The organism is Micrococcales bacterium, from assembly GCA_016703125.1.
Taxonomy (GTDB): domain Bacteria; phylum Actinomycetota; class Actinomycetes; order S36-B12; family UBA10799; genus JADKAV01.
This window is the reverse complement of the sequence record JADJCR010000001.1, coordinates 223,056-235,297: the sequence shown is the minus strand read 5'-3', so window position 1 is coordinate 235,297 and position 12,242 is coordinate 223,056. Positions and strand designations below refer to the sequence as shown.

Here is a 12,242-nt window from a genome sequence, read left to right as displayed (position 1 = left end):
GGCCAACGACCCGGTCATCGACGCTCTGATCCGTGCCCATGACCGAGGGGGGCCGGTGGTCCTGGACAGCGGTGACAGGCAGGTGCCGGACACCGATGCCGCGTGCGAGCGTCTGGGACGGGCGCCGGGCAAGGACACGAGCGCACCGTCGTTCGCCATGCCGTGCGCCCTGGCACGCATCTCGAAGGAGGAGGGCACCGTCAATCACAACAAGCTCGTGGTGATGTCCGCTCCCGGCGACGCCAGCGAATCCACCGGCAACCAGCGTTTCTCCGGGTCTGGGAACCGCGTGGAACGCCACCGTCGTCACAGCGGCAAGTCCTGAGTGCGGTCGCTCGTCACCCGCGGAGTTCACCCGTACTACTTCCCGCCCACCGACGGGACCGACTCGGTGTCGCAGGGCCTCATGCCCGTGGGCTGCTCGGTGCCCGCCACAGAAGTCGATGTCGTGGCCTCCTCCTTCACGCCGGAAACACCCAACGGCTCAACTACATGATCCTGGCCGGCCGCGGGGTCCGGACGATCTCGCACACCGACCACATCACGCGCGACTCCTGCGACACCCTGCTCCCGAGCGTCGCGGTACGGATAGGGACCCACCTTTCGGAGTCCAGGGTGGGCGTTCAGGGTAGGTACGTGACCATCACCGGTGGATACGCCCGCACCGCGAACCGGAAGCTCGTGTGGACGGGCAGCCACAACTTCACGCACAACGCGCTCGTGTGCCACGACGAACGTGCCTGCTCATCGACGACCGGGACGTGCACGACGCCTTCGTCGACAACTGGCTTCGAGCAAGGCTGATTCACTGTAGGAACGGTGCGATGGTGGCACCGGCGCCTTCTCGGCGGGTGTGAGACAGCGGTGCCCTACCAGCGGCCACCAACACCATCTTGGTGCCCGGGTGTCCTGGCAGTGGCCATTCTTGACTACGCAGCGTGATAGTTGGCACTCACGCCGGCCTTGCCGAATGACCACCGGCGCAGCCAATCGGTCGGCATAGGACGCGAGTGACGCGAATCACACCGATCACAATTTGGTAACGGTCAGGAGATGCGCCGAATCGCAGGCACGACGATCGGGCTTGCGCTGTCCACATCACCCCATTAGGGGGTTCCCCGACCATACGACTGAGAGTTAGGGTCCCCTCAGCCGGACAGCGGGTGGCCCCTACCCCTATCGGGCGGCGAGGAGAGAAACGTTGACTACGCATCGTGACATCCCCACTTGTGGACCAACTGCGGCTTCACCTGTCCGTTCCGCGCGCCCAACCACTACGACTTCCTCCGGTGCACACAATCGGGGTTCTGACGGGAGGCACGACCATGTTTAGGAAGTTCCTTGGAGGGCTTACTTCCACAGCTGTAGTCGCCGGGATGGTGGCTGCAGGGGTCGTGGCTACCGCGACACCGGCGGCGGCGGCGTTCACGATCTCGCCGTACAACCAGTCCACCGACAACCCGACGCTGGCGTCGCAGTGCGGCCTGGACTTCCGGGCTGGTCCTGGACTCCTCCGGGTCGATCGGCAACACCGGCATCGCGAACCTGAAGACCGCGGCCAACGCGTTCGTGGACTCACTGGTCGACACCGGGTCCAAGGTCGCCGTCACCAGTTTCTCCACGACGAGCCCCGGCACCGGTGGCACCAACCTCGCCCCGACCAACCTCACGGCCGCGAACGTCAACACCATCAAGAACAGCTACGCGAATCTGCAATCTGACGGCTGGACGAACTGGCAGGACGGCCTGACGAAGATGCAGGCGTACTTCCCCCAGTTCACCGGCGGCAGCCCCGACCTGATGGTGTTCATCACTGACGGCAACCCGAACACGATCGGCAACGGTCCGGGCAACAACGCCAGCCCGGACGGCAGCACCACTGCGGTGAACCCCGCTATCTCCATCGCGAACAGCATGAAGACGTCCGGCACGAAGATGTTCGGCATCGCGGTGGGTGGCAACATCACCCTGAACCCGATCATGGCGATCACGAACCAGACCGCCTACAACGGCTCCAACTTCCCGACCGCCGGTTACGTGCAGACCGACGACTACGCCGCACTGGCCGAGCAGTTGAAGGAATTGGCTGTTGACTTGTGTGCCCCGTCGCTGACCATTACCAAACTGGCCGACACCCCGGACACCCAGGGCTTCCAGCCGGCCAACGGGTGGACCTTCGACACCACCGTGACCATCCCTGGCACCACGGGCAAGTGGGTCATGCCCACCACCGACGCGATTCCGCAGAACACCGCGAGCACCCGGTCCGCTGCCACCGCGCAGGGCGGAGCGGTGACCTTCCAGTGGGAGCCCAACGGCAACTTCCCGACCAACCCGGTGATCGTCAAAGAGACCCTGCAGAACGGCTATGAACGCGATCCGCTGCTGGCCTGTGTAGCTCGCGATGTCATCGCCGGAACCCAACGCAACATCAACCCGACCGTTGACGGTCAGGGCAACTGGAGCCTCGGATCGATCGCATCCCGCGAGATCGTCACCTGCACCGCAAAGAACACCTTGACGAAACTGAAGCTGACGAAGACCGTGTCCGGCGGCGGGACGGTTCCCGCTGACTGGACCATGACGGCGACCTCGCCGAATGCCCCGTCGTACTCCAAGCCGGGCAACCACCCGACGTTCGAACCCATCAACGGCGGTGTCGTCTACACCCTCGGGGAAACCGGGCCAGCCAACTACACCGGCGGCACCTGGTCCTGTACCAACGGCGTGAACGTGAGCAACGGCAACCAGATCACCGTCCCGAAGGGCACCCAGACCGAGTGCACCATCACCAACACCCGTGACCTGGCGAAGCTGGCCGTGGTGAAGAAGGTCGACGGCGGGGCCAGCGTGCCCGCCGACTGGAAGCTCTCGGCCATCGCCGCAGCCCCCAACGCCGGCAAGAACATCGTCGACCGGGCCGGCAACATCACCACCCTGGCCGAGGTCTACGCCGGCACCGAGTACACCCTGTCCGAGGACGGGCCGGGCAACTACACCGCCAGCAACTGGGTCTGCACCGGCACCGGTGTCACCCAGAACGGCAACAAGGTCACCGTCGCCAAGAACGGCGAGGTCACCTGTGAGATCACCAACACCCGTGACCCTGGCGAAGCTGGCCGTGGTGAAGAAGGTCACGGCAGCGGGCCGCCGCCGACTGGAAGCTCTCGGCCATCGCCGCAGCCCCAACGCCGGCAAGAACATCGTCGACCGGGCCGGCAACATCACCACCCTGGCCGAGGTCTACGCCGGCACCGAGTACACCCTGTCCGAGGACGGGCCGGGCAACTACACCGCCAGCAACTGGGTCTGCACCGGCACCGGTGTCACCCAGAACGGCAACAAGGTCACCGTCGCCAAGAACGGCGAGGTCACCTGTGAGATCACCAACACCCGTGACCTAGCCCAGTTGAAGCTGGTCAAGCAGGTCGAGGGGAAGAACAACCCGGATGACTGGACGTTGACCGCGAAGGCGGCTGCCCCGGATGACGGGCTGAACATCTCGACCCCGGGTGGGTCGGGGCAGTTCGAGGACGTCTACGCCGGCAGCGAGTACACCCTGGCCGAGACCGGCCCGGGTGGGTACTCCCCCAGCGACTGGGTGTGCCTCAGCGACGACAGCGACGAGGTGCCGGCGCTCAACGCCGACGGCCAGTTGAACAACGGCGACACCATCACCTTGGAGAAGGGCCAGAAGGTCACGTGCACGATCATCAACACCCGTGACCTGGGCTCGTTGAAGATCACGAAGGTGTTCGACCCGAAGGCCTCGGGTACGCCACGGCGTTCAACATCGACTACAAGTGCGGTGACGACCCGAAGCAGACCGTGCAGGTGAAGGCCGGGGAGTCGGTCACGATCGACGGGATCCCGACCGGCACCGAGTGCACCGTCAGCGAGGTCAAACCGACCGATCCGCCGGCCGGCTGGTCGTTCTCCGAACCGACCTACGACCCGGCCAACGGCAAGGTCACGGTCAGCGAGAAGGGCGGCACGGTCGCGGTCACGGTGACCAACGAGATCCTCAAACCCGGGATCAACATCGTGAAGACCGCCTCAGCCACCCCAGGTCAACCCCGGAGAGACCGTCACCTACACCTACACGGTGACCAACCCCGGGGACACCACCTTGGACCAGGTGAAGGTCAGCGACGACAAGTGCGCACCGGTGACCTACCAGTCCGGTGACACCAACGGTGACAACAAACTGCAGACCACCGAAACGTGGACATTCACCTGCAGCATGCCGATCACCGTGGCGACCACCAACGTCGCCGTCGCGTCCGGTAAGGACAAGAACGGCCTCGAGGTCACCGCGCAGGACAGCTTCACGGTGGCCGTGGTCAGCCCGGTCGTGGCCAAGAAGATCTGCCCGATCGACGTCACGCTGCACAAACCGCAGCCGAAGAAGGTCGGGAACAAGGTCTTCACCAACAAGATCAAGACCAAGAAATCCTCTTGCGTCCTGCTCAAACCCGTCGTGCTCTGCCGCCCGCTGGGCAGCACCGCCGCCGGTGAGACCGCCTTCTGCGACACCAAGGTCACCAAGAAGGGCCGCATCACGGTCAAGACCAAGGGCTACGACGCCGTCAAGGTCAGCGTCGTCGTGCGCACCAAACCCAAGCCAGGCTTCACCGACCAGTGGAAACCCAACACCTGGCGCAAATCCTGGATCCTGAGGTAACACCAGGAACCCAATTGGAAGGGCCCGCACCCACCACGGTGCGGGCCCTTCCAGACGCCCGACACAACCCACCAACACCCCTGGCAGACTGAGCGAGTGGTCATCGAACCGTTGCGCATCCCCGGCGCCTACCTCGTCACTCCCGCCGCGCATGTCGACGACCGCGGCGAGTTCTACGAGTGGTACCGCCCCGACCGCCTGGCCGAGGCCACCGGCGCCGACTGGTGCGTCCAGCAGGCCAACGTTTCCCAGTCCCGCCAAGGGGCTTTGCGCGGCATCCACTTCGCGGATGTCCCGCCGGGGCAGGCGAAGTACGTCACGTGTGTGCAGGGCCGGGTGGCCGACGTGGTGGTGGACATCCGCGTCGGTTCGCCGACGTTCGGCCGCTGGATCCCCATCGAACTCGACGCGCGACGCAAGTCGGCAGTGCTGATCAGCGAGGGCCTCGGACACGGATTCCAGGCGCTCACTGAGGACGCCACGGTCATGTACCTGCTCTCACATCGCTACGACCCGGCCATCGAGCACGGCGTCAACCCTCTGTGCCCGACGCTGGCGATACGCTGGCCGATACCCGACCCGGTGCTCTCGGACAAGGATCGCCTGGCCCCGTCGTTGAAGGAGGCCGCAGCCCAAGGGTTGTTGCCGCACTACGTGGGGTGAGGGCACGAACGGCGCGACTCACCGCATAGAGGACAACCGCCGGAACACTGGTCGCGGCGTGTGGCGCAGACCGCTCATGAAGTAGCGCAACTGCGGCGGCACCCATACCGTCACCGGGCCCGACCGCAGGTTCGTGGCCACCGCCTCGGCGACATCCTCCGGATCGCAGGTGAATGGAGCCTCCTTGTGCCCGGCGCTCATCCGCGTTCGCACCATGCCCGGACGCACGACGAGGATCCGCAGCGGCTCGTCCACCAGCGCGTCGGCCAGACCGTTCGCCCACGCATCCAGTCCGACCTTGCTGGCGCCGTACAGGTAGTTGTCCGCCCGCGGCCGCTCCCCAGCGACCGACGACAGAACCACCAGTGCACCATGTCCCTGTAGGCGCAGCCGCTGCACGATCTCGGTACCGAGTTGCATCTGGCTGACGAAATTGACCATCACCACATCGCGGGCCACCTGCGGATCGGTCAGCGCCTCCGCATCGGGCGTGATGCCGGCGGCCAGGACCACGACGTCGATGTCACCGGTGTCGAAGCAGCGCCCCGTGAGCACGGGCACATCCAACTCACCGCTGAGGTCCGCCACGATGACCTGGGTCTGCATGCCCCGGTCGCGCCAGGACTGCGCCGTGCGTTCCAAAGCCATCTCGTTGCGACCCAGGAGCACGACGCGCTGCAACCGTCCGCCTTGCGCGAGTCGCTCGAGGATGGCGTGCCCGATCTCGGACGTGCCCCCGATCAACAGGACGCTCTGCACGTTGCCCAGTGAGTCGATCACAATCCCAGCCTCTCCGATAGGTCGCTGCGGAACTTGCGCTGAGGGTCCACCCGGTCGCGCACGCGCTGGAAGTCCTTTGCCTTCGGGTACATCGCCCGAAAGGTCGCCGGCGACATCCGCGAGTCCTTCGTCAGGTAGATGCGCCCACCGGCCTGCGCGACCTCGTCGTCCATGTCGTCGAGCAGCTGAGCGAGGCCGGGCACGTCCGTGGGGATGTCCAGGGCCAGCGTCCAGCCCTTCAGTGCGAAGGTGATCGGGCTCGGGCCCTCGGGACCGAACCGCTTGAGCACCGCCAGGAAGACCGGGCAGGCCGCCGCGGCGAAGCGCTCCAGCATCGAGCGCAGCAGGTCCTCATGACCGTCGGGAACGATCACCTGGTACTGCAGGAATCCGCGCGTACCGTAGATGCGGTTCCACTCGGCCACCCCATCCAGCGGATGGAAGAACGTGGGGATGCTCTGCACCTCCCCCACCCTGTGCTTGGGGGCCTTGCGGAACCACATCTCGTTGAACGCCGACACACTCCATCGGTTCAGGGCCATATTGGGCATGGTGGTGGGCGCGGTCAGAGGCTTCGCAGGGGAGTAGGCGAGCGGGCGGCTGCGCTTCTTGACCGGCAGGTCCCCGACACCGGCGAAGTCGCCCACCGTCAAGACACTGCGGCCGAGCGTGCGGCCGGTGGCCAGCGTGTCCACCCAGGCGACTGAATAGCGGTGGCTGGAGTCGGCCTCGTACATCGCCGCGATGAGGTCGTCGAGGTTCTTCGCACGGGTGGTGTCGACGAGCAACTGCGAGGTTTCGATGGGCCGCATCCGGATCCGTGCCCCGGTGATCAGCCCGGTCAGGCCCATCCCGCCGGCTGTGGCCCAGAACAACTCCGGATCCTGATCCGGGCCCACGGTGACCTTCTCTCCGTCGGCCAGCACAAGGTCGATGGAATCGGTGTGGGCCGACAGCGCCCCGTCGGCGTGGTGGTTCTTGCCCTGGATGTCGGAGGCCAGCGCCCCACCGATGGTGACGTAACGGGTACCAGGTGTGACGGGAACGAAGTACCCGGCGGGCACGGTCTCCCGCAGGAGGTCGTCGATCGAAACGCCAGCTGCGACATCCATCACCGGACCTGGCGCGGAACTGTCCTGCAACCGGTCGGTGGCGATGACCAGACCCCCGGCGTTCTGCGCGGCGTCCCCGTAGGCCCGACCGAGGCCGCGGCCCAGCACCGAGGTCGCGCCGGCCACGAGTTCGGCGGCCCGGCCAGCATCGGCGGGATGTGCGACATGCGCCTGCGACCACGTGCAGCGGCCCCAACCGGTGAGGCTTTGAAGGGTCATGTCCGGCACCCTGCAAGCCTACGGGGCCGTCATTCTGCATCCGGGAGAGACACCTGCATCCGGGAGAGACACAACGGGGTTGTATCGCTCCCCGACGAAGGCAACCCTCCCGCCTGTCAGTTCCGCACGTCCCAGGCGTGGTCCAGCGCAGCCCGCGCCTGCTTCTTGTCACCGGCCTCCAGCAGCCCGACCCCGGCCCAGTACCAGGCCAGCCAGTCGTCGGGGGCTGCCTGCGCCGCCTCGATGCGTTCCTCAAGGTTGTGCTCGTCGACCATGTCGATCCGCCCGGCGAGCTCCTGCATGCGGAAGCCGAACCGGACCTCCCGCCAGACCAGCCAGCCAGCGAGCACGGGCAGGAGCAGCACGGCCAGCCCCAGCCCCACGGCAACCGGTTCTCCCGAGGCGATGAAGTCCCAGCCACGCCAGGCGACCAGCACGGCGTAGACAGCGAAGGCCGCGGCCATACCTAGCGCCACCCGGCGCGCGGTCATGCCAGGCCCAGGAACTCGTCCAGTCCGACGGTCAGTCCCGGATGCTGGCCGACTTCGCGGACGCCCAGCAGGACCCCGGGCATGAAAGAGACCCGGTCGATGCTGTCGTGCCGGATCGTCAGCGATTCCCCCGCGGCTCCGAGCAGCACCTCCTGGTGGGCCACCAGCCCGCGCAGCCGGACCGAATGCACAGTCACATCCTCGACGCTGGCCCCCCGGGCCCCCGCCATGGAGGTGGTCGTCGCATCCGGGCTGCGCCTGCCGTCGCGGGCGGCCGCGATCATCTCGGCGGTGCGGACCGCCGTTCCCGAGGGCGCGTCCACCTTGTCCGGATGGTGCATCTCGATGACTTCCACCGACTCGAAGTAGGGCGCGGCAATGGCTGCGAAGCGCATCATCAGGACCGCACCGATGCTGAAGTTGGGTGCCACGAGCACGCCGACCTGCGGGTGCGATTCGAGGAGTTGCTCGACCTGGCTGAGCCGCGCGGCGTCGAAACCGCTGGTGCCCACCACGACGTGGACCCCGGCCGGGACGCAGTGCCGCAGCGTGTCCATGACCACATCCGGCGCGGTGAAGTCGATCACCACGTCGCAGTCGTCGACCAGTTCCAAGGGGTCGCCGACGTCGACGCGTGCCAGGACCGCCATGTCCTCGGCGGCGTCGACGGCCCCACACACGGTCCGGCCCATGCGACCGGCCGCCCCGACGACGCCTACCCGGATCATGCCGACACCTCCGAGGGACCGACGACCACTTCGACAGCGGGAAAGGACAGGATCTCCTCAGCCAGGTCGCACACATCGCGCGTGCTCACGGCATCCACGCGGGCCAGCCCGGTTGTCAATCCGATGATCGGTTCGCCGAACAGCGCCCGGGTCCCCAGTCGCATCAGCCGCATCCCCGGGTCCTCGAGGTCCAGCACCATCTGGCCCTTGACCTGGTTCTTCGCGGCTTGCACCTCAGCGGCGGACAGTCCGGCGGTGGCTGCCTCGTGCAGGACGGCCTCAATGACCTCCCGGGTCTGGTCCAACTTCTCCGGGGCGCAGCCGGCGTGCACGCCGAAGACCCCGGCGTCGCTGTATCCGGACCGGAAGGCACTGACCGAGTATGCGAGGCTGCGGTGCTCCCGGACCTCCTGGAAGAGCCGGCTGGACATGCCCCCGCCGAGGATGGTGTGCAGCACCGACATGGCGTAGCGGCGGGAGTCCGGACGCGGCAGTCCCGGGTATCCGAGCAAGACGTTGACCTGTTCGAACGCGCGACCCAGCCGCTCCTGCCCGCCACGCGGATGCTGGGGTGCTTTGGTGGATTTGGGAGCACGTACCGGTTCGGCGGCCAGCCCGAAGGCCTTGCTCACCAGGGAGACCACCCGCCGGTGCGAGGCGCTGCCCACCGCGGTGATGACGTAGTTGTCGGGGGTGTAGTACCGCCGGTAATGCCCGCGGATCGCCGCGTTGCGCATCGCGGAGACACTGGCCGTGGTGCCGGCGACGGGCGCCCCCAACGGGTGCCCATGGAACATCGCCCGCTCCAGCTCGTTGCGGGCGATGTCGAGCGGGTCGTCCTCGCTCATCGCGATCTCCTCGAGAACCACCCCGCGTTCGGCCTCGATGTCGGAGTGGCGCAGCAGCGATCCGCCGAGCATGTCGGAGAGCACGTCGATGGCGACCTCGAGGTGCTCGTCCAGCAGACGGACGTGATAGCAGGTGTACTCCTTGGTGGTGAAGGCGTTGATCTCGCCGCCCACCCCCTCGATGTCCGCCGCGATGTCCAGCGCCGAACGCCGGCGCGTGCCTTTGAACAGCAGGTGCTCGAGGAAATGCGTCGCCCCGGCGGTTGCCCGGGTCTCATGCCGCGAACCGATCGGGACCCAGACCCCCACAGACACCGACCGGACCGCCGGGATCACCTCCGTGAAGACCTGCGGCCCCGAGGGGATCAGCGTGCGGTGCACAGTGATCCCCCCAGGGTCGCGCAGGACCACCTGGGAGCGCGGACTCACTGCTCGGCGGAGTCCGCTTCGGCCTCTTCGAGCACCGGCGCCAGGCTCAACTTGCCACGGTCGTCGATGTCCTTGATCTGCACGCGGATCTTGTCGCCGACCTTCACCACGTCGTCGACGCTGTCGATGCGCTTGCCGCCGACGAGCTTCTTGACCTCGGTGATGTGCAGCAGGCCGTCCTTGCCCGGCAGCAGTGAGATGAACGCACCGAAGTTCGTCGTCTTCACCACCGTGCCCAGGTACCGCTCGCCGATCTCGGGCATCTGCGGGTTCGCGATCGCGTTGATCATCGTCCGCGCCTCTTCGGCGGCCTCACCGTTTGAGGCGCCGATATAGATCGTGCCGTCGTCCTCGATGGTGATGTCGGCACCGGTGTCGTCCTGGATCTGGTTGATGATCTGCCCCTTCGGGCCGATGACCGCACCGATCTTGTCGACCGGAACGGTCAGCGAGATCACGCGCGGGGCCAGCGGGTTCATCTCGTCCGGCCCGTCGATGGCCTCGCCCATCACGTCGAGGATCGTCATGCGGGCGTCACGCGCCTGCTCCAGCGCGCCGGCGAGCACGCTGGCGGGGATCCCGTCGAGCTTGGTGTCGAGCTGCAGCGCCGTGACGAACTCGCTGGTGCCGGCGACCTTGAAGTCCATGTCACCGTAGGCGTCCTCCGCACCGAGGATGTCGGTCAGCGCCACGTACTGCATCTGGCCGTCGACCTCGTCGGAGACCAGGCCCATGGCGATACCCGCGACCGGCGCCTTCAGCGGCACACCGGCGTTGAGCAGCGACAGGGTGGACGCGCAGACCGACCCCATGGAGGTGGAGCCGTTGGACCCGAGGGCCTCGGACACCTGCCGGATCGCGTAGGGGAAGTCCTCGCGGCTCGGCAGCACCGGGACCAGCGCCCGCTCCGCCAGTGCCCCATGGCCGATCTCGCGGCGCTTCGGGCTTCCCACCCGACCGGTCTCACCGGTGGAGAAGGGCGGGAAGTTGTAGTTGTGCATGTAGCGCTTGCGGGTCATCGGGTTCAGCGTGTCGAGCTGCTGCTCCATGCGCAGCATGTTCAGCGTGGTCACGCCCAGGATCTGGGTCTCGCCGCGCTCGAACAGTGCCGAACCGTGCGCCCGCGGGATCACGTCGACCTCCGCGGACAGTGCCCGGATGTCGGTGAGGCCGCGGCCGTCGATGCGCACCTTGTCGCGCAGGATCCGCTGCCGGACCTGCTTCTTGGTGACCGCGCGCAGAGCGGCAGAGATCTCCTTCTCGCGACCTTCGAACTGCTCGGCCAGCTGCTCGGCGATCTCGTCCTTGATCGCGTCCAGGGCGCTCTCCCGCTCCTGCTTGTCCGCGATCGTCAACGCCTGTGCCAGTTTCTCACTCACCGCGGACTCGACAGCGGCGTACGCGTCGTCCTGATAGTCGAGGAACACCGGGAACTCCCGGGTCTCCTTGCCGGCACGCCCGGTGAGGTCGGACTGCGCCTCGCACAACTGCTGAATGAACGGCTTGGCGGCCTCGAGTCCCTCGGCGACGACGGTCTCCGTGGGCGCCGGAGCGCCGCCCCGGACGAGTTCCACGACGTCCTCGGTCGCCTCGGCCTCGACCATCATGATCGCGACGTCGTCACCGACCACACGGCCGGCCACGACCATGTCGAACACGGCCTCCTCGATCTGTGCGTGGCTGGGGAACGCCACCCAGCGCTCGCCGATCAGGGCCACCCGGACCGCGCCGATCGGGCCGTTGAACGGCAGCCCGGACAGTTGCGTGGACAGCGACGCCGCGTTGATGGCCAGCACGTCGTAGGGGTTGTTCGGGTTCAGGGACTGGACCGTGATGACGACCTGGACCTCGTTGCGCAGGCCCTTCTTGAAGGTCGGGCGCAGCGGGCGGTCGATCAGCCGGCAGGTGAGGATGGCGTCCTCGCTGGGCCGGCCCTCACGGCGGAAGAACGAACCGGGGATCCGGCCGAGGGCGTACATCCGCTCCTCGACGTCCACCGTCAGGGGGAAGAAGTCGAACTGCTCTTTCGGGTGCTTGCCGGCGGTCGTCGCCGACAGCAACATGGTGTCGCCGTCGAGGTAGGCCACGGCCGAGCCAGCAGCCTGCCGGGCGAGCCGGCCGGTCTCGAAACGGATGGTGCGGGTGCCGAACGGCCCGTTGTCCAGGACGATCTCGGCGGAGTGGATGGTGGAACCCTCCACGGGTGCTCCTTCTTGTCAGGGGGCCACCCGCGCCGGTCTTCGATCGAGACGGTCCGCATCGCGGGCCGTCACCACCGAGGACCGAGG

The 12,242-nt window shown here is 67.0% G+C and carries 13 protein-coding genes and 1 pseudogene; 7 read left to right on the top strand and 7 right to left on the bottom strand.

Annotation, left to right across the window (positions count from 1 at the left end; genetic code table 11):
- The first annotated feature begins 55 nt into the window (after positions 1–55).
- Both IPG68_01145 and IPG68_01140 read left to right on the top strand, forming a co-directional pair.
- Positions 56–325 carry a hypothetical protein gene (locus tag IPG68_01145; GenBank protein MBK6761958.1) on the top strand — a complete coding sequence of 90 codons (270 nt, stop codon included), beginning with the start codon at positions 56–58 and terminating at the stop codon, positions 323–325.
- On the top strand, positions 326–496 hold the full coding sequence (locus tag IPG68_01140; protein ID MBK6761957.1) for a hypothetical protein: 171 nt from the start codon (positions 326–328) through the stop codon (positions 494–496). It abuts the gene before it with no gap.
- 127 nt (positions 497–623) lie between these two features.
- On the opposite strand, the gene IPG68_01135 is transcribed toward IPG68_01140, so the two are convergent.
- Positions 624–767 (bottom strand): hypothetical protein, encoded by a 144-nt coding sequence (locus IPG68_01135; GenBank protein MBK6761956.1) that lies wholly within the window; start codon positions 765–767, stop codon positions 624–626.
- A 616-nt stretch (positions 768–1,383) separates the two neighbouring features.
- Here IPG68_01135 and IPG68_01130 point away from each other — a divergent pair.
- The 5 genes and pseudogenes from IPG68_01130 to IPG68_01110 all read left to right on the top strand — a co-directional run bounded on the left by IPG68_01130 (position 1,384) and on the right by IPG68_01110 (position 5,347).
- Positions 1,384–2,007: pseudogene (locus IPG68_01130) on the top strand (VWA domain-containing protein).
- Between the two features lie 1,117 nt (positions 2,008–3,124).
- Positions 3,125–3,838: a hypothetical protein gene (locus tag IPG68_01125; GenBank protein MBK6761955.1), complete on the top strand. Its 714-nt coding sequence runs from the start codon at positions 3,125–3,127 to the stop codon at positions 3,836–3,838.
- On the top strand, positions 3,835–4,188 hold the full coding sequence (locus IPG68_01120) for a hypothetical protein (GenBank protein ID MBK6761954.1): 354 nt from the start codon (positions 3,835–3,837) through the stop codon (positions 4,186–4,188). The genes IPG68_01125 and IPG68_01120 overlap by 4 nt, the downstream gene beginning before the upstream one ends.
- Positions 4,106–4,684, top strand: a complete 579-nt coding sequence (locus tag IPG68_01115) for a hypothetical protein (protein MBK6761953.1) — start codon at positions 4,106–4,108, stop codon at positions 4,682–4,684. Before IPG68_01120 ends, IPG68_01115 begins: the two co-directional genes overlap by 83 nt.
- A 96-nt stretch (positions 4,685–4,780) precedes the next feature.
- Positions 4,781–5,347, top strand: a complete 567-nt coding sequence (locus tag IPG68_01110) for a dTDP-4-dehydrorhamnose 3,5-epimerase family protein (protein MBK6761952.1) — start codon at positions 4,781–4,783, stop codon at positions 5,345–5,347.
- 18 nt (positions 5,348–5,365) lie between these two features.
- On the opposite strand, the gene IPG68_01105 is transcribed toward IPG68_01110, so the two are convergent.
- The 6 genes from IPG68_01105 to IPG68_01080 form a co-directional block, all read right to left on the bottom strand.
- Positions 5,366–6,127, bottom strand: coding sequence for an SDR family NAD(P)-dependent oxidoreductase (locus IPG68_01105; GenBank protein ID MBK6761951.1), 762 nt, complete (start codon positions 6,125–6,127; stop codon positions 5,366–5,368).
- Positions 6,124–7,467, bottom strand: a complete 1,344-nt coding sequence (locus tag IPG68_01100; protein ID MBK6761950.1) for an FAD-binding oxidoreductase — start codon at positions 7,465–7,467, stop codon at positions 6,124–6,126. The genes IPG68_01105 and IPG68_01100 overlap by 4 nt, the downstream gene beginning before the upstream one ends.
- Before the next feature lie 107 nt (positions 7,468–7,574).
- Positions 7,575–7,949: a hypothetical protein gene (locus IPG68_01095; GenBank protein MBK6761949.1), complete on the bottom strand. Its 375-nt coding sequence runs from the start codon at positions 7,947–7,949 to the stop codon at positions 7,575–7,577.
- Positions 7,946–8,677, bottom strand: a complete 732-nt coding sequence (locus tag IPG68_01090) for a 4-hydroxy-tetrahydrodipicolinate reductase (protein MBK6761948.1) — start codon at positions 8,675–8,677, stop codon at positions 7,946–7,948. Before IPG68_01090 ends, IPG68_01095 begins: the two co-directional genes overlap by 4 nt.
- Positions 8,674–9,954 (bottom strand): insulinase family protein, encoded by a 1,281-nt coding sequence (locus tag IPG68_01085; GenBank protein MBK6761947.1) that lies wholly within the window; start codon positions 9,952–9,954, stop codon positions 8,674–8,676. The genes IPG68_01090 and IPG68_01085 overlap by 4 nt, the downstream gene beginning before the upstream one ends.
- Positions 9,951–12,155 carry a polyribonucleotide nucleotidyltransferase gene (locus IPG68_01080; GenBank protein ID MBK6761946.1) on the bottom strand — a complete coding sequence of 735 codons (2,205 nt, stop codon included), beginning with the start codon at positions 12,153–12,155 and terminating at the stop codon, positions 9,951–9,953. Before IPG68_01080 ends, IPG68_01085 begins: the two co-directional genes overlap by 4 nt.
- Positions 12,156–12,242: the final 87 nt, after the last annotated feature.

What these genes read in the sequence shown, in the direction of transcription:
- IPG68_01095 (MBK6761949.1), bottom strand. Translation starts at nt 7,949, where the DNA reads ATGACCGCGCGCCGGGTGGCGCTAGGTATGGCCGCGGCCTTCGCTGTC.
- IPG68_01090 (MBK6761948.1), bottom strand. Translation starts at nt 8,677, where the DNA reads ATGATCCGGGTAGGCGTCGTCGGGGCGGCCGGTCGCATGGGCCGGACC.